The organism is Aureliella helgolandensis (assembly GCF_007752135.1).
In the GTDB taxonomy this organism is placed as follows: Bacteria; Planctomycetota; Planctomycetia; order Pirellulales; family Pirellulaceae; genus Aureliella; species Aureliella helgolandensis.
Window position 1 is genome coordinate 5,358,262 of the sequence record NZ_CP036298.1, and the last position, 19,575, is coordinate 5,377,836.

Below are 19,575 nucleotides of genomic sequence, written 5' to 3' on the forward strand. Positions count from 1 at the left end.
CCGATCAAAGCCACGATACGTAACGAAGCAACTTGATCCCGGCTCGCCCCCCACTACGCCCCACGTATAAGCCATTAGTAGCGTCAATGTACACACTGCACTACACGCAGCTATCAATCGCATTTAAACCTGCGTTTAAGTGCGTGGTCCGCGTTTGACTCCCGAGATAGCCCCTAAAGTACGCTGGCTGTCAGTCTGAGTTACCACTCCTGAAAAATTACTTAGGGGCGTCACGATACTCTGTGTAACTGGGAATACTAACGCCCACGGAAACGGAAAATCCTGCATGTAGATCTGGAAGCCACGCGCCATTCTGCGTTTCTGTAAGGCTCACCCCTTTGCTGGTGTCCTTGTAGCTGAAACCCACGCCGAAACCGTAGACCGCAGCTGCAATTGCAACACTTCCTCCTGCTCCGGCGCCAATGCCATCGACATTGCCGCCCGTCAGACTTACTCCCGCACTTAACCCTCCGCCTAGATAGGCGCCTGTCATGGAATAGCCGGTGTGTCCCATCCAGGCTGGGGTATAGATGTCGGCGTCCCCAATAGAAATTCCCAAGAGCTGCTCTGGGCTTTTGTAGGTACCTTCGCTCCGAGCATTTTTCAGATCGCTACGTGCACTATTGTAGGACTTACTCTTCTTTCCAAACAGCGCTTTGGATAAGAGCAAATTTTCTTCGAGTCGCTTTTCTTTCGCCGCCTTCGCGCGCTTGGTGAGAGCCTCAAGAAGCGAAACGGATGCCCCGACCTCCCTGTATGCCGCCAACACTGTCACCGAACCAATTTGTCCGCCAATGGGCTGACTTTCGAAGTTGCTCTTCGATAAGTTGTAGTCCCCAACGCCCAGTTGCTTGACAGGTCCACTCCACTTGATTGAACTGTTCAGAGCCACGGAAATCACCCCAACCAACCCCTGCAGGATTCCCACTTGGAACAGTCTATTCTTGATCGTGAGGGTGGCCAGTTGCTCTGATAGCGTGGACATGCCCGTCGGATCATCCTGATTGATTGGATCGTTCCCCGCGTAAGCATAGTTGTGTTGCGTGATCGGCAGGTCTGCGACTCCCATCCATGGATCCACGCTCACAAATCGTCCATCGTCACTGTCATAGTACCGAGCGCGAAGATAGACGAGTTCCGACAGACCGTCAGTCCATTCCCCCAAAAATCCGCTGTTATCATTGCTCTCCAATCCTCGGCCAAATGCATCGTATTTCGCGTGTTCGACAAGATTTCCTGCAGCATCGAAACGCAGGGATATCGATCCGCGAATGTCTTGCAAAGAATAGATTTCATCGGCATCCGTTTTCGAATACCGTACCCCAGCTCCTTGCGAGACACTTTCCACCACATGCCCATGGGAGTCATAGATGTCCGTCACTTCCGAGAGGCCACCGTTGGAATCCATCAGCAAGTACTGAGTCTCCCCATTTCGAATCGTGCCTACGCGAATTCCTTGCGGATCGTACAGATACTGTTCAACCTGTTCGACGCCTTCTATGACTTTATGCGTCTCCAACAATCGCCCCGCAGACGACCACTCATAGGAGATAAACGGACTCCCATTCCGTGAGATACTCTGCAAGTTCCCAGAGCGATCGTACTCATAATCGTAGCGGTCCGCTCCCTCGATTTTTGAGACCAGTTGATCGTTGGAGTCGTATTGATAACGAACCAAGCCAGTCACTGAGTCGTCTCTCTCCAAGCGATTTCCGACAGCATCGTATTGATAGCTAATCTCGCGTTGTCCTCCGGCAGGATCTCGATAGGTTTCCCGAATTAGATAACCATTCTCTGAATATTCGTAGACAGTCGAATTTCCATCGAGATAGGTTTCACCGATGATCCGCGCGTGATGATCGTACTCAAAAGTAACGCCAAAGACTTGCTCCTCACCTCGCAAAACCCTCTGAGACAGAAGCTGGCCATCGTCGCGATAACTATAGGTTTCACGGACGCCATTGGGCAACTCCATGGATTCGAGTCGTCCAGCGGAATCGCAGCTATAAGTCGTGGCCCCACCGGCGACATCGACGGACGTGATGACCTGGCGATTCGTGTTGTACGTGAACTGCCGTGTACCCGATGGGGTCGTGACGCTGGCGACATTGCCGAAGTCGTCATAGGTGTAACTAATAGCAACGCCTGTCGGTTCCACTCTCTTGATGATTCGATTGAAAGCATCGTATTCGAGACTTACCTCACCGCGGTCATCTAGCATCGACACGACTCTTCCCGCAGCATCGTAGACAAACGAAGCTGTTGACTCAACCTCCTGACGGAACTATTCTTTGGTGCCATCCATGTTCCAGGGGCTGCCAATAATTTAGTGGCTCGCGATTTCGATTGAGTCGCGTCGCAAGCACTTTTCTATACGGAGCACACCAAATGAAGTTAATTGCGAGAATTCTCAGCTCCGCCTCTGGCGAAACAGCCAGTGCTTCTTGGCACAACAACATCGATTCAGGACTATGTAATGCGTTACATCAAAAGCAAGAGGCGGTTGCAATTTAAGTGAAGCAACAGGCAACTGATGCTTGACCTCGGTGATGATGGTGACCATGTTGCTCCGCGTCAGCCTTCATGGAATCGGGGTGTCCGATACAGCCGCTCTTGCCAAAATACTTCGGCCAATTCCAAACCAGTTCTCGCCACATCGAAACATCGATGCCGAGTTCAGCCATCCGCTTGGCAAGCGATGCTGGCACCTTCCCGGCTATCTCCGCAAGGTTTTGTCTCGCCGTCCAGCGAAGCAAACGCTTGTAGTCAGACCAAGCGAGATTCAAGAACCCTTTGTCACTACTGCGATATCCGTTGGTATGGACCTCCACATTTTCTGACAAATTGTCAGGATTCATCGTCAAAGGCGCAAGCCACTCATCGCGGCGGATCTTTCGACCTGTCGGGTTTCGTCGCTTTTCGCCACGTTGCGTGCGAAGTTCTTCCAACGGAGTCGTGCGGATAATCTCACCTGCTTTGTCGGTCGGAATCGCTTGCAGATCAAAGGCAGCCGATTCGATTTGCCGCCCCTTATCCGCTTCGATCCGATCATAAGCGGACGTATGGCTCGAAGCATCAGGACTATCCGCCATCATTGCCCGTACTGGATTGAGGTCCACGTACATACTGCAAGCCAATAGTCCTGCTTCGTCCACAATCCGCTGAGCCTTAAAGCGTCCTTCCCAGAACCGTCCGGTGCATTCGTCTTGTTTATTGGCCAATCAGGCGATTGGTTCAGCCAACGCACGCATGAACCACGAGATGTCCGACAATCGCTCTGGGATGATTGCCATGCGTTCTTTATCACGAGCCAACGTCTTGACGTCGTTTTCGGTCGGTTCCGCCAAATGCTCTTCCATTCGACGTCCTGGGAAAACCCGCAGCCAACGAATAATCGCTTAGTGGGTGGCACCATCTGTACCCTACGGAGTCATTTCCAGCGACTATCGCCCGAAAAGAGACCTGCCCCGAATGGTACTGTCGTGTTCAAGTCTTGATCATATCAGCGCGCAGTTTGGCCTTGGACTGAAGTGACAAATTTTGTAAACTCCGCTCCAGCCAAGGTGATCTTTCGAGATTTAGCCAGCCTTGGTATTAAAATGGAAGCCCTCCTTGGTTCACTCGCCAGTGAAAAGCCAAGGAGGGTTTTTTCATGGCTACTTCAGTACCAAATTCTCCGCGCCGTGACAGCCACAATTTTCAGAAAATTGCTGATGCATTTCTAAGTGGTGAAGGTCTCCCGTTTGCGGATGTTCTGTCGGCCGAGAGGATCGAACGAATCTTTCGCAAGCATGGTTGTCTGTTTGGGCTACACGGCGTCTACACTACAGCGATCATGGTTTGGTCTTTCCTTTCGCAAGTGCTACGCGACGGAAAGGATGCTTCTTGCCAAGCAGCAGTAGCGCGAGTCGTTAGTTATTGCAAGTTGCAAGGACTTGAGGCTCCGACCCAAGATACGGGCGATTATTGTCGAGCACGCGCTAAGCTGTCTTCGGCTGCGCTGCGTGACTTGAGCTGTGAAGTCGCGGATGAGATGGAACAAGCGTCGTTACCTAGCTGGCTGTGGAAACGCAAACTTCACCCTAAGCTGGTTGATGGCTTCACCTTCACGATGCCCGATACGGTCAAGAACCAGGCAAAGTACCCGCAACAAAAGGCGCAGAAGCCAGGAGTCGGCTTGCCCATCGCGCGCTCTGCAGCCATCCTCTCATTGGCAACCGCGTGCGTTATGGATCTCGCAATCGCTCCTTACCAAGGCAAAGAAACTGGAGAGTCGGCGTTGCTGCGATCGATGCTCGGATCGCTAGCCAGTGGCGACATCGCAGTCATGGACCGCTACTACTGTTCGTTCATGATGATCGCTTTATTACTCGGCCAAGGCACGCATACTTGCGCTCGTAAACATCACCTGAGGCACAGCGACTTCCGGCGCGGCAAGCGACTTGGCAAGTTCGATCATCTGATTGTATGGACTCGGCCACAGCGTCCGACCTGGATGGACGAAGAGACCTACCAGCAGATTCCTGAGACACTTGTGTTGCGCGAAGTGCGCTTCAACATTGTCGAACCTGGTCGCCGTACCAAGTCGCTTGACATCATCACGACACTAACGGATGCGACGGAGTACACCAAGGATGATATCGCTCAGCTCTATGGATTTCGCTGGAACTCGGAACTCGATATCCGGAGCATCAAGTCGAATCTCAATCTTGGCCACGTCCGTTGCAAATCTCCCGAAATGGTTCATCGAGAAGTATGGACGACCCTACTGGCGTATAATCTCATTCGTACCACAGCAGCCGGTGCAGCGCTGCTCTATAAGAAGCAACCTCGGCAGATTAGCTTCACGAGCACTTGCCAGTATGTTCTTGCATCCTGGATGCAGTTGTCCAGCGGAATTATGGGAGAGTCGTCAATGGAAGTCTATCTGTTGACCATGCTGGAACAGATAGCAGGTTGTGAAGTTGCCAACCGACCCGGCCGTCTTGAACCACGCGTCTTGAACCACGCGTCTTGAAACGCAGACGTCATGGATACAAACTAATGATGAAACCTAGGAACGAGCTGCGACGCGAATTGCGTAAACACTGCACCTGATTTACTTTACATCACGACAGTGCCATTCAGACCTGACCCCTTTGTTTTCGTCTAATCGAACAAACCGAAGATAGAGCTGTCGCCCAGCGGCAAAGTCAGGCCCCCCGTAATCGTAACCCCAGCCGACTTCTCGTTCCCTAGTTGAACGCTTGGCCCGTTGGCATCGCCCCGAGCAAGCCCCATTTGCAAGAAGGAAGCCGGTGTCCCACCCACCGGTCCACGAGCAAACGAGCCATCAATCAACAGGTAAGGACCTGACAACCCAAGGGACTGGAAGTTGCGGAGGTCTTTCACGAAAAAGCGTGGTAAGTGAGCATTGAACGTTCCGATTGATAATCCGACAGCTCCACCTTGGGACAAACCAAATGAAACGTTTGCCAATAACGTCAGCGAAATGCCAACGTACTTACCATTCCATTGATCACCCTCCTGGCTAAGACCATTAGCCGTAGTGAATCGATTGAACTGTCCTCCGACGTTCGAACCGTAGTCAATGCCCAAACCCGTTGTAATCCGGCCGGGACCACCCTTGGGTGCTCCGATTCGGCCGCTGCCTATTAGTCCGCCATGAATCCTTGGACCAGACTTCTTGCCAGCCAGTGGGTCATAGGTACCGGTAATTGATTGACCACTCCAATCGACGGTCTGGCCCAAACCTGTAATCTGTTGAACTGCCGCGATTCCCAGTGCAGCCAAACCGCCCCAAATTCCGATCGTAGTGAGCGTCTCGGCTAAAGTTTGTTCACCTGTCGGATCAGTGAAAAGTTGAGGGCTATTGGCGGCATAAAGATATCGGTGCAACGAAACAGGATCATCATTGGTTCCGAGAAAAGGATCGGGCGACAGGAAACGCCCAGATGTAGCGTCGTAATAACGAGCCCTTAAATAGGTTAGGTTCGAATCAAATGTTCCACCGGCGAATCCTGGACTTAGATCGTCCACAAAATCTTGACTATAACCGAAAGCTCCAAATATATTTGATTCAATTAGGTCACCGTCTATGCCGCTTGTCACAATCGAACTTCCAATGTGATTTTGGTGGATAAATTGAACGCTTTCGCTTGACTTCCTGGAAAGCAATCGGTCTTGCAGGTAGATCGATCCAGTAACAAACGAGCCATCCTCATCGGTTGTCAAGAATTCTTGAGGCAGTTCGCGATTGGTGTCATAAACAAACAGCAGTTCGCCGGTGCCGTCGTCACGTGACACACGCAAACCATCGTCGTTATAAGCGAAACGAACGTTCTTGCCTTGACTCACGGCATCGATTGAGACTAGACGGTCGCGATCATTCCATCCATAGATGATTCTTCCGTCCGCATCTTCACGTTCGATCAGTCGTCCGTTCGCATCGTATTGATAGTCAACCTCTTCAGCGCCCTCGATGCGAATCAGCTGGTCATTGGCATTGTAGACATAGCGAGATACGCCGAGCAGCGAGTGGTCGAGTTCGATTCGATTGCCAACCGCGTCATACTTGTACCGTGTTGTCGTCGTTTGACCACTTGCGGATACGAACGTCTCTTCGACCAGTTGCAATCGTTCGTCGTATGAGAAGATCTGCGCTGATCCATCGCCATAGTCGATCCGACGAACGTTGCCGACCGCGTCACGTTCAAGCAACACGTCCTGCAGCCTGGTGCCATCGGGGGTCTCGATCGTCTGACGTATCATGAAGTCTTTGGCGTCGTACTCGAACTTCTCGACTACTCCGCTAGGAAAACGCCTCGATATCAGATTGCCGACCGGATCATAGCTGAATTCACTGACTCGATTGTCGCTATCGGTAATTCTAATGATACGATCCAACTCATCGTACTCCTGGATCGACCGATGAAGCAAGTCACCTTCGTTCACCTCGATCTGAGTGACGTTGCCTCGTGCGTCATATTGATATCGAATCGTTTGCCCCGCGAACGTTTCGCGTTCGAGCAAACGACCAAGCGAATCGTAGACTGAGCGCTCTTCGCTGGCCCCATTGACAATCGATGTTGGTTGGCTGGCTGCATTGAATCCGTAGGTCCAAATCGCGTCACCAAAAGCAGCTTCGGCGAGACGTCCGGTCTCAGGATCGTACTGGAACCGGTCGACTTGCCCTCCGAAGTCTTGATATGTAGCGATCGCGCCTTCGGTCGTGTAGGTGACCGCATCATTCTGGCCAAGTGGTCGCGTTGTCGAAAGACGTCGAGACAATTCGTCATATCGGTGTCGCGTGACATTCCCGCGTGCATCGGTGACCTGCGTCACGTTGCCGATTGAATCTCGTTGATAGTGTGTCTGCCCGCCAGAAGGATCCGTGACCTGCTCGAGAAGCCCCGAAGGATCATAGCTGTATAGCGTACGGTTGCCATTCTCGTCTACGGTCGCAACCAGGTTCGCCTGGCTGTCGTACTCAAACGCAACGTTCGTACCATCATGGCGCGTTATCGCGATGATGTTATCGACACTGTCATGTTCAAATGTCGTCTCGCGATCGAGCGCGTCAACGATTCGAGTCACGCGATTGAGCGCGTCGTAATAGTAGCGAGTCGAGTGACCGAGCGGGTCGACCACGCGGGTTACGTTCCCTCCGCCGTCATATTCATACCGGGTGGTTCTACCAAGTTCATCGGTCGCAGCGATCAAGTTGCCGCGCGAGTCGTACTCAAAGCCAACTTGCTGCCGTGAAGACACGGCGCCGTTCGAAACTTCCGTTTGCCGTCCGACAACGCGCCCTACTGGATCGTAGGTAAACTCTTGTTGGCTGCCTAGTGGGGACACATTGGTTGAGACTCGACCGGCATCGTCGAATGATTGTTCGGCGACGACCGAACCGGCGAGTGAGATCCGATGGGATGGCTGATTTATGCGGGGATCCTGAGTAACTTGCAAGCCACCAGTCGAGGTTAAACTGATGACGTTTTCTGCAGCGTCGTATTGAACGGCGGTTGTCTGGCCAATAGCGTCTGTCGTTCCGACTTCATTCCCGTTTCGATCATATCGGCGGCTCTGTTCAATCGTGCGTCCATCGATCCATTCGATCGAGCTGCCTATCTGTCTGCCGTTTCCGCTAAACTCAAATCCCCCTTTTACCCCTCGTCGATCGACGACTTCAGTCGTCAAGCCATTAGCGTTGACCTCGAAGTTGGAGCGACGGCCAGCCGCATCGATTGCGACGACTAGATTCCCGTTCGTGTCATATTCGAACTCTGATCGCGAACCGTCCGGCAACACAATCGCCGTGGTATTGCCCGATGCATCGGTCTCAAAATGCGTAGTATCGCCGATGGCATTCGTACGAGTGCTAATAAACCCCTGGGCAGTGTATGTTGCCGTCTGAGATTGCCCCAGCGGTCCGGTCGACCGAACCAACCGCCCTCCAGCATCATAGACGAATGAGAGACTGGTGCCATCGGGAAAAGTCATTGCATTGATCCGCCCTGCCGCGTTATAAAACGTTCTCGCTTGATTGCCCAAACCGTCAGTGGTCGCCACGACACGACCAGAATTATCCAGTTCCAAAACCACCGAGTTGCCCGTCACGTCGGTTGTCGTCACTAGAAAGTTGTTCGGATCAAAAGTAAGATCGGTCGCGTTTCCGAAAGCGTCGAAGGTGCGTACCAGCCGACCACTCTCGTCGTACTCTTGCCTCTGGCCCGTACGACCTAATGGATCAATGACTACAGACAGACGCTGGACGGAATCGTAGTTGAACTGAGTACGCTGGCCCTCGCGATCTCGCACGGAATGTAAATGTCCATTCGAGTTGTATTGGTACTCGATGGCGTTATCTTCAAGATCGATTATTTGGATGATCCGCCCCACCGCGTCTCGTCTTATCGAAACCGTACCTGCTTGTGATTCGATCGCACTATCTGAGAACGTGATCTCATTCCCGTTCCGATCCGTCGCAGTCTCCAGCTTCCCGCTGGCTCCATCAATCCGGTACGAAATTCCGTCACGCGTCGTCAACTCATACGCGCCACCAAAATCGGGGCTCGCGGGGTTGTAGGGGATGCCGCCGGGGGCATACAACTCGCCTTGCTCGTTGACTTGCAGATAGCTACTAGTGCCGGTGGAAAGGGTGCTGGTGACACCGGGATCTGGCGTAAAACGAGGGCGAGCCAAAACTAGATTCTGCCCACCAAAACCAGGCAATACTCGGATGTCCGGGTTGAACGTGAAGCCTTGGCGGCCCTGGCCAGGCACGTTCAAGTAGACTTTGACGCCAGCCCGCAGGGCGCTGTAGATGCCGATGTCTTCTAGTCCGCTCTTGGGTAGACCGACTCGCAAGTCCGTGTTCCGGTATTCGAGTCTCCAGCCGTAGCCGAAATCACCTTCACGATCTGCTTGCAACGTGTCGTAGATACGAGTGATCTCAATTGGAATACCAGCCACAGGGATCACCATATCGGTGAAGCTGAGGCGGAAGTTTCCGAGTTTCAGTTCGCCTGCCAAGCCGACATGGTGTTCGGCGACGTTGACGACGCCAGCATTGGTGGCAACCTCAAGACGAATGACGTACTCGTCGTTGAGTAGCAAACTGGTGTCCCAGACACCCAGCTCACCATTGGTAACTGCAGCAGTGCTTTCATGAAATTGCGTAAAACTGGTTTCATCGGCGCGACGGTAGGAGAGCTTGTAACCGAACAAATCGTCGTGAGCTGCGGTGCCTACGATGCTTACCATACCAGTGACAGACGCAGTATCGGACGGGCTGATGATCTCCGCCGTGGGAATATCTTCGGTTCCCGCTCCACTCCAACCCTCGGGAAAGTCGTAGTCGAAAGTAATGGTCTTGGTGGTCACGTTACCATTGGTATCAATGGCGGTCGCAGTAGCGTCGATTGTCTGGAATGTCCAGTCCTCGAAGGTAAACGTCGCCGTACCAGCTGCGTCGAGCGGGATGTCTTGGCCGTTAGCCGACAACGTCAGAGAAGCAACAGACACGTTATCGATGGCTTTGGCGAACACGCGGAAGGGCCCTTGCCATGGCAAGATGTTGCGGCTGCCTTCCCCCAGATTCTCAATCAAACTGAGTTTGGGTGGAATGACATCTTCGATGACGTCGAGTGTGAAGCGCTGCAGGGCTTCCCCGCCGCGCGGATCGCTGACCTTCACGGTGAAGTCGTGAGAGCCAATCAGTGAAACTTCTGTCTGCCAGCGGATGCGTCCAAAGGAATCGACCTGGGCGCCGACAGGAGCGTCGGTTAACTCATACGCGAGTTGATCGAGGTCGGCATCGCTGACCAAGACGTCGTACTTGAAGACTCCACCGGCGGACACATCCGCCGGTGAAGTACTGTTGATTACCGGTGCCGAGTTCTGCGCCAACACGTCAAACTCAAACGACTCGACGGCACTGGCGCCCCCCGCGTCGGTGGCAATCAGGGTTACAACGTGCTTGCCAGTTTGATCGGCCGTGGGCGTCCAGCTAACGAGGCCCGTTGCAGCGTCGATGCTCATGCCTGCAGGACCACGACCGAGCGTGTAGGTAATCGCTGCATTCTCGGGATCGTTCGCAGCCAGCGAATAACTGTATGGCGTTCCAACCGCGCCGAAACGTGGCGACGTGGACGTAATCACCGGCGGCAGGTTGGGTACACCATCGCTGACGCGAATAACAAAGGCTTGCGTGGCCGCGCCACCGATGCCGTCGCTGACTTGGATGACGACATCTTGCTGGCCCAGTTGATCTGCGGTGGGCGTCCACGAGAGTTCGCCCGTCGTTTCCACGATGCTCATGCCAGACGGCGCGGTAAGAAGTGTGTAACTCAACGGATCGCCTTCGCGGTCCATGGCTTCCATCGAGTAAAGAAACGCGCTGCCGACTCCGGCTTCGGTGGGCGGCACACTGCTAATACGCGGCGGTCCGCCAAAACGACTGACTTTGACTGTAAACTCCTGCGTGTCGGTCGCACCCGAGGGATCACTGACTTGGACTAGCACGCCATGTTCCCCCAATTGATCGGCCTCTGGCGTCCAGCGAATTGTTCCCAGCGATGGATGGACACTCATCCCGACGGGCGAGTCGAGCAGCGTGAAGGTAAAGATGTCGCGATCCGCGTCGGAGACCAACATGTCGTACTCGAACGTTTGCCCCAGCGATGCTGAAGTGATTGACGTAGAATCAATCGAGGGAATCGCATTGAGTGGACGTCCAGCGACCTGAATTTCGAACGTTATGCTCTGGCTGGCATCGTCGGCAGTCGTGGCATTCAGCTCGACCGAATGCATGCCTAGCTGATCGCTGGCGGGCGTCCAGCGGATCGTGCCGTCAGCCTCCACGGTCAAGCCCGCTGGTCCACTGGAAAGCGACCAATTCACCGGTCGCCCCAGTTGATCAGTCCCACTGATGCGACTGAAGTACTCGACAGTAAGCGCTGCAGAAGCTCGCGGGAGATTCACGTCGAGTGGCAGGATGGTTGGCGTTTCGTTCTTGACATCGACTGTCCAAGCAACGGTCGCGGTGTCGCCAAATGCGTCGGTAACGTCCACGGAAAAATTGTGTGATCCGACGTCGCTTGCGGCAGGCGTCCACGAAATCCGTCCACTGGCGGGATCGATGCTTGCTGCTACTGGCGCTGAGCTGAAGGCATAGCTGAGCGCGGTGGATTCAGCGTCTTGGGCGATGATGTCGTAGGTGTAGCTGACGTTGGAGTAGGCAGTGCTGTAGGCTATAGGAACCACAGGCAGGATGCCCGTCCCACTGAAGATGGGGCGAGTGTTGGGTGCGGTAACGTTGAGATAGAAATCGTGTAAGGCGATTGAGCCGGAGGCGCCCGTGGCGCGGAGAATGACTAAGTGCTCACCGACTTGATCGATCGAGGGCCGCCAAGCGACAAGACCGGTGTGAGGATCAATCGTCATTCCCTCAGGTGCGAGCGACAGGTCGTAGGCGATGGCGTCGGCGGAAATACCGATGGCGATTGAGGCATAGCGGAATGTCTGCCTAGCTTCGATGGTTGTACTCGGCCTAGTAACGAAATTCACGCCACCGGTGACGGAGGTGTTGGTTGCCTCGAGTGTGAAATCGTTCCCCGTGGAGATTTCATCGGCGGCCAAGTTTACGGTCAGGCCGTCTCGACCAGCCCGATCAGCCCATCCGGCCGCCAAGTCTGGACGAATGGTGTACGTGCCTGCGTCCAGTCCAGTCAATGCATAGTCGCCATTGCGATCCGTGACCGCCATCGGTTCATTCTCATCCGGAGTGCCATCACCGTCGAGGTCGGCATAGACTTTCCAGTAGGCGATCGCCTCGGCATCCCCGGTCAACAACTGCCCACGGATATGGCTGAGCGATAGCTGCTCGATGGCGAGGTCGAAGACGGTCTCGTCGTTGGCCGTGACGCTAACCGGCATCGCGCCGGTTGGCACCTCGTAGCCGGCCACCGGGGAAATGCGAACTGCATAATCCCCCGGCAAGAGACCATCCAAGCGATAATCGCCATTTGCATCGGTGACGGCTTGTGGTTCGGATGGATCGGGGTACGCATTGCCATTGGTATCGATATACAACTGCCACCCCTCAAGCGACGATTCGGCGAGGATACCTTCCTCACTGCCGTCGTCTTGAGCACCATCTCTATCCAAATCATCGAACAAGTGACCAACGATGCTGCCACGCAACTCCGGTAAAACATTGAGCGTAAACGTCTGCTGGTCGTACCCACCACGACCGTCTTCGACAGAGACCGAGAAAGAGTGACCACCGGTATCGGTGAGGCCATCGACCCTTTGCGGCGACAACCCGTTAGAGACACGAAAGCCGGTGTTGCCATACATCGAATGATCCTGGACCGTTTGCTCTTGCACGTCGCCGAATCGAAGATCGAGTACTAGCCGAGGGTCATTTTCGTATTGCCGGGCCATGCCCTCTTGAATATCGGCTGCACTGCGGGCCACATTCCAAATGCGATAGTTGTCAATGACTGCTTTGGTAGGGCGGCTACTACGCTCAACTATCTGTGTCGGCGCGGTTAAGTTAACGGCCAAGGGCTGCGGGTTCGGTGTTGTGCCGCTGCCTACTGCTTCTCCATCGACGTACATCGTTCCCGTGCCCGTGCCGGCATCGTAGGTCAAGGCCAGGTGATACCAGCGGTCGGTAACGGGTCGCACGGGGGCGAAGAAGCTAATCTTATCGTTGGCGTCGTCGAAATTAAATTGAACGTACAGCGACTGATTTGTTTCATGCGTTCCGACGTAGTAAGAACGATCGGTCATTAGAGTCTGAAACCGTGGCAGACTGGTAAAGTTGTACCAACCCTCAACCGTGACACTCTCAGGCTTGAGCGATTCGTCTGCGGGGACGATGATGTTTCCTTGCGTAATGCGCACAGCTGTATCGGTGCGGCCATCCCACTGGATCAAGCCTGTGGTGGGGTCAATCGTTGCCCCGGACGGCGCATCGATCAGTCGGTAACGCATTGCGTCACTATCATTGTCTAGCGCCGTCGCTTGGTAAGAAAACGCCTCGCCAGCACCAATGGTCGTTTGCGGCTGAGTGGCGATCAGTGGCGCCGCGTTCTCTCGCGCTGCCACCACTTCGATCTTAAACGACTGAGTGGCAATCCCCCCGCGGCCATCGTCAGCGGAAAGGGTGACGTCGTGCACGCCGACTTGGTCTGGCGAAGCAGACCACAGCAACGCGCCGGTTTCGCTGTTGATGATCAAGCCACCGGGTCCATCCACGATCGCATAGGTCAAGTGGTCATCGTCGGGATCGATGGCATCGGCATCGTAGCGGTAAACTTCGTTGGGGTCGAAACGGTTGTAAATGACACTCGCCGTCGCATCGCCGCTATTCGCGACCACGAAGTCCATGCGTCCATCTTCGTCCGCGTCCGCCAAAGTCACTCGGCTCGGCGATTCACCCACTTGGATATGTTGCGCTTTTGAGAATTGGTCGTTGCCGCGGCCGTACAGCACGCTCAGCACATTCAGGCTCGTCAGCGTCGTTGCCAAATCCGGGTTGCCGTCATCATTCAAATCCACCACGGCGACGTCGCTAGGAGCTGCCGCGAGGTCGACGTAGAGGGGAGATCCAAACCCGCCAACTCCATCGCCCGGCAGAACCATCAAGCGCTGCGTATCAGGCAAGGTCACGACCGCATCCACAACACCATCGCCCGTCGCATCTGCCATTGAGAAGCGAGACGGCTTGTCGCCCAAAGCGATTGCAGTCGCCGTTCCGAGCGTCGTCGAACCGTCACCGAGGAACAACCACAACGCATTTTCGGCGTCATCGAGAACAAGTACGTCTGGATCCCCATCGGCATTGACGTCGGCGGTGGCAACATCGATCGGACCTTGCCCCACGGGGAACTCAGCCGATGTGTAGTCGGTTTCCAAGCTCCCTATGAAAACCCCCAGAGACCGACCGGTGCGGTTGGCGGTGAGTAACTCCAATTGCCCATCGCCATCGAGATCCACGGTGGCAACGGCATGGGGTGCACGACCGGTCAGTAAATCGGGCTGTCGCGTGAGACCGCCGAGGTTGTCACCGGCGAAGATTTGCAACCGCTCCATTTGCTGCTGGATCGCCAAGATTTCTTCATTGCCGTCGCCGTTCAAATCGACAGCGAGCAAATCGACGAGGTCATCACGTCGGCCAGCAAAGATCGACGCAGTATCGGAACCGCCAGCGGTCGCGTAGACAAAGTCCAAATGTCCGTCACCGTCGAGATCCGCAAAGGGCTGCCGAGAAATGCCTCCTGGGACGCCACTGATAAGGCCAACTTGCTGTGCCTTCTGGAATGTCCCGTCGCCATTGCCGAGGCGCACGTTGAGTGGACCATAACCGCTGGTGCCAGTCTGAATCAGATCCAGTCGCCCGTCTTCATCAAAGTCGACTAACCAAGAATCGCGGCCGCGCTGCTGGGTACCTGGGTTGGAAAGCAGCGATAGGAACTCAAAGTTACCTGTTCCATCGTTGATAAAAATGCGAGCCCCCGCATTGGTGACTGCGATGAGATCAACGCTGCCATCGGAATCGACGTCGCCAGCTGAAAAATCACCTGTTGAATAATATTTCTCGCCGTACGTTGCTGCAATGAATGCATCATCGAAACCCGCTAGCTCGCTGTGACGACTAAAGTCTCCATCCCCGTCACCGGCCATGACAACAATTTTCATCAGGTTGTCAGTGGCTTCATCTCGTTCGGCAAAGGCCAAATCGGGAATGCCGTCACCGGTGAAATCCGCCGCAGCGTAGGACTCTTGCCAATTGGAAACATTGATGCCATTGGAGCCCCTGGGCAGTGTGACTCGAAATGTGCGAGTGAAAACACCAGGATTGGACGGGTCATTAAGGTGGACATCGATCTGTCCTTCGACTCCAGACTTCGCCACAAAGTCGGGGAAGCCGTCCTGGTTGAAGTCCGTGATCAGTGTGGATGAGTAGCCGTAGAAGCTATTCTCAACAAGTTGATCATCGCTGACCGTGAAGGTGCCGTCACCGTTTGCCAACGCTATGTAATACCGGCTACCGTTCGTATTCGCTCGCGTCGAAACAAAATCATCGAGTCCGTCGAGATTGAAGTCTGCGGCTGAGCCGAATCCACTTGGGCGAGAGACGTTAACCGCAGGAAACGACGGTTGGAAAGTTCCGTCCCCAACTCCCAGAAAGACTCGCGTATTGATCGTGTCGACCAGATCAACAATTCCATCTCCGTTAAAGTCTCCGGGAAGAGCTTCCTGGTTCCGCGATCCTGGCAACCAAGGTATCGTTCGCGTCTGACCAAACTCCCCTGGTCGCGTCCCAAGCCGGATGCCAACGCCGTTGAAGTCACTGCCTTGGGTGAAGAAAGAAAAATCAGTGACGCCGTCCCGGTTGTAGTCGCCGAACATGCCTCCCTTGGCGGTATCGGCATGGCTGAAAAGTTGGATATCGCCGGAAAAGTCGACCATGCCGTATTCGGTAATCGAAAAGCTACCCGTTCCATCGTTGAGAGCAACTGTCGGAGAAGTCTGGTCGCCGCCCGCGTTCCCGAAAATCAGGTCCAGATCGCCATCGCCATCGATGTCGACAGGATCGTCGCTACCGGCGTAGTTGTCGGAGTCGTTGTTGATGGCGGGTCCGGGTTGATGCGTGAATTCGACGCCGCTGCCATCGCCAATCAGCAAATCAAGACGCCCCGAATCCCACACATGCACGTAGGCGATATCCAGCAGGCCATCTCCAGTAAAATCGGCCACCCGCAGCCAGTCTGGATCGTAGGCGAATGCGCTTCCCGGTGGGTCAATATCGGCCGCCAAAGTGAAATTGCCAGCACCGTCATTGTTGTAGATTTGGATGCGTTGGGAGCTGCCGGCAATCACGATATCGAGATGCCCATCGCCATTCATGTCGGCGAGATCCAGCGGACGCACCTTGGTTTGATAGCAGCAGCCGGGCGCTCCCCCTGCTGCTGCGATGATGGTTGGCTCGCCGAAGGTTCCGTCCCCGGCCCCCTTCATCCACATCAGTTCAAAACTGGCTCCAAACCCTATGTCGGCCGTCCGGCCAATCAGATCGAGCTTGCCGTCTTCGTCGATGTCCGCGGTGCGGAAATCGCTGACCGTTTTGCTGAAGGTCTGTTCGACAGCCGCGTCAAAGGTTCCGTCGCCGTGCCCCAGAATCGAAATCAGCCTGCGGTTTCGTACTCGATCCGCGGCTAATACATCCAACGCTCCATCTCCATTCACGTCGCTGAGTAACAGATTCCGGACATCGTAGACGTTGGTTCCAATGCTGTGCCGGTAGATTTCTGTGGGACTGCCAAAGCCGCCGTCTCCGTCGCCCAACAGGGCGCTGATGACGAGTTGATCGTTTTGGCCAGCGCTCGGTGCGTCGTAGGTAACCATGACAACGAAATCTAGAATCCCATCCCCATTGAGATCCCCCTGGTCCATTCCAGGGACGCCATTGCTTTCATTGTTGTATTGGTATGCTGGCAAACCAATATCGACAGCATAGCCCACATCGAACAATTGCCCCGCCGCAGTCGGAAAGCCGGTCGAGTACTCGCTGGTATCATCAAAACGATCATTGCTCTCGCCAGTGTAGACACCGACCGTTTGGTCCCCGGCATTGATAGATACCAAGCGTGGTCCCTGGAACCCGCTGATCACCGCAGCTCCGGCTGGCTGGGCTCCCGTGGCCACGGTGGAAATCTCAAATCCGCTCGAGGCGATCGCTTCGGTGTTCGGATCACTCACAAACAACGGTGGACGGTTTTGTAGCAACTCCAGAACCTGGATCGTAAATGACTGCTCGATGAACAAGCCATGCGGATCGGTGGCTCGAATCGTAAGGTTGTGCAAGCCGATGTCCGCCGCTTCGGTCAGCCAAGACAACTGGCCCGTTGCTGCGTCGATCACCGCCGCTTCGGGACCAGTAACTATTGAATACACCAGCGGTTGGGCGTCGGGATCCGTGGCGTTGGCGGTGTACTTGTACGCCTTGCTTGCTTCAATCAAAGTCAACGGCGTAGATACGAAACCGTTGGGCGCTGAATTCAAGGATCCGTACGTACTCAGCTTGTAGGTGAAACGATTGCCGCTATCGTTCTTGAAGCGGATCTCACGCGAGCGCAGGCTTTCTTCTGGCGCGAGCTGCCCGCCGTCCATCTCCTGCGTCAAATCAAAGTACGGGCGGCCATCAGCCAACAGTCCATCGGGACGCATGGCCGCGGCTTCCAACTCGGAGATGTTGTCGATGGCCACGATAACCCGTCCAGTCACCGTCTGATTGCCTCGGTTGGTGACCAGCAACTCGGTCACCAATTCGTTGTTGTCTCCAGCCAGTGTCGTCCGGCCGTAGCTGGCCGCGAAACTACCACTCAAGTCTTGCAACTTCGAAAAATCTAACGGAGCAAGCTCACGGGTGCTCTGCGAACTAGCGCTGACACCTTCGGGGGCCGGCAGCAAAGCATCGACAAATTCAAAACCACGAATGAGGGTACTGGTATCGTCATCGCCATCGTTGTTCACCAACCGTGTCGTTACCCGAACTTGCGTCCCTGCCGCTAAGCCCGACAAGTTGATCGTGGCCGTGGAATCTGCCCCACTCGGTTCAGTCGTCGTGGAGACGCCCGCGCCGAATACAGGCTCTAAGTCTTCGCTCCAGTTGTAGACCGCGTCACGACCGGAGGAATAGGGGAACGAGAGTGGATTACCTTGGAAGTCGGTCACCTCGATTTCAAACGCATCGCGAATGCTCCGACGACTCTCCAAGTCGAACTCGGGGGTTTGAAAGCTGATGCGGAGCGCCGTCGAATCGTTCGGTAGAGTGAATTCACGGACAAACTCCGTTGCGAACTGAGTCTGTTCCTGCAATTGCGGCGAGCAGGCCAGGGCAGGGTAGAGGCCCGTCCCCAATTCCAGGGCCCCACGCGGCTCCTCGGAACCTTGGGCATTCAAGTAGTCAATCACCAGCAGCGCATCGATGGGAGCCACGTAGCCGTCGCAGCTAACATCCAAGTAGCCCATGCCGTCGGTGCTCTCGACCTGTTTGGGCAATACTCCAGAGAGTGGATCGCTGATATTGCGGCCATTGAGTTCGTTGATCACCAGCAGCGCATCGAGTGGGCTCACGAAGCCGCCACTGTCTCCATTGACGTTCAAACGATTAGAAACGTTATGCCAAATCGCTGCCGCCAGAACTCGCCGATGCTCCAGTTGCTCAAAACGAGTGACGCGGGAAGCGGCCCTACGGGTCTTTTTAAAGAGACCCTCCCTACGGAGGGATGTCAAACGCTTGCAGATTCTCGAAGCAGAAAGTCTTGGCATGGTGGGAAATCTCGTAAAACTCTAGCAAGCAGGGGCAAATCCTGAGCCAGGCACTGGCGTCTGAAAGGAGGCCAAACTCATGGCACTCCCAAAGCTCGCGCTTGGAAAGAAATCCGCACATCAGACAACCTGGAACACCTAGTGTAACTAGTGAAAAGCTGGCATTAGGCCGATTTTGAGGGCAAAAGGCTCCATTTGCAAGAGAATCCCCCATAATCGAGCCGCAATGCGGCCGATTTCTGGCGGCGAATACAAGTGGCGTGGCTCGATCGGCAATATGGACAGCCAATAACCAGCGAGTCACTCACTCTCCCTTCCAGGGATTGCTATTGAGCAACACGAGCTGGTGGGGCCCTTTCGCCATTCATCGTCCCCAGGCCATGCAAGCCACGCCATGACAAAACCGTTAACGCTAGAGAGCGTTGAGGGGTGAGAAGTGTCGGCCAACCCGGTGCTCGATGAATAGCAGCCTACTCTCGCGCAATCTTGAGCAAGTCTGCTCTTGAGCACCTTGATTAAACGCACGCTAGAGAGTGACAACACGCTGAGAGGCTCGCACCGTTACTTGGGGATGCTCACGGCCGTTTTACGAAGCAGCATCGCTGCCGCCCTACCAAGGGATTTTCCAAGTGCTGGCTTCCTCAAACAGCCACCAAGCCTTCTTTCCCGTATCATATCAGCTTGAAGCCAGCTCTTGGCGAATTCTAAGATATCCCCTCTGCCGACTGC

Annotated in this window: 3 protein-coding genes and 1 pseudogene; 1 reads left to right on the top strand and 3 read right to left on the bottom strand. The window is 54.7% G+C overall.

From position 1 onward, the window contains the following. Positions 1 to 217: 217 nt before the first annotated feature. The gene (locus tag Q31a_RS31165; protein ID WP_231690828.1) at positions 218 to 2,221 is read right to left on the bottom strand and encodes an RHS repeat domain-containing protein; all 2,004 of its coding nucleotides are present in this window, start codon (positions 2,219 to 2,221) and stop codon (positions 218 to 220) included. 289 nt (positions 2,222 to 2,510) lie between these two features. Beyond that, positions 2,511 to 3,392 (bottom strand): annotated as a pseudogene (locus tag Q31a_RS18645) (hypothetical protein); the annotation flags it as partial. Between the two features lie 260 nt (positions 3,393 to 3,652). On the opposite strand from Q31a_RS18645, the gene Q31a_RS18650 reads away from it, so the two are divergent. Beyond that, positions 3,653 to 5,017, top strand: a complete 1,365-nt coding sequence (locus Q31a_RS18650; RefSeq protein WP_145081260.1) for an IS4 family transposase — start codon at positions 3,653 to 3,655, stop codon at positions 5,015 to 5,017. A gap of 131 nt (positions 5,018 to 5,148) precedes the next feature. Here Q31a_RS18650 and Q31a_RS18655 read toward each other — a convergent pair whose 3' ends face one another. After that, positions 5,149 to 18,846 carry an FG-GAP-like repeat-containing protein gene (locus Q31a_RS18655; RefSeq protein WP_145081263.1) on the bottom strand — a complete coding sequence of 4,566 codons (13,698 nt, stop codon included), beginning with the start codon at positions 18,844 to 18,846 and terminating at the stop codon, positions 5,149 to 5,151. Between the last annotated feature and the right edge of the window lie 729 nt (positions 18,847 to 19,575).

Bases quoted from the DNA above. Each gene is read 5' to 3' on its own strand.
- Q31a_RS31165 (WP_231690828.1), bottom strand. From the start codon at position 2,221: ATGCTAGATGACCGCGGTGAGGTAAGTCTCGAATACGATGCTTTCAAT.
- Q31a_RS18650 (WP_145081260.1), top strand. From the start codon at position 3,653: ATGGCTACTTCAGTACCAAATTCTCCGCGCCGTGACAGCCACAATTTT.
- Q31a_RS18655 (WP_145081263.1), bottom strand. From the start codon at position 18,846: ATGCCAAGACTTTCTGCTTCGAGAATCTGCAAGCGTTTGACATCCCTC.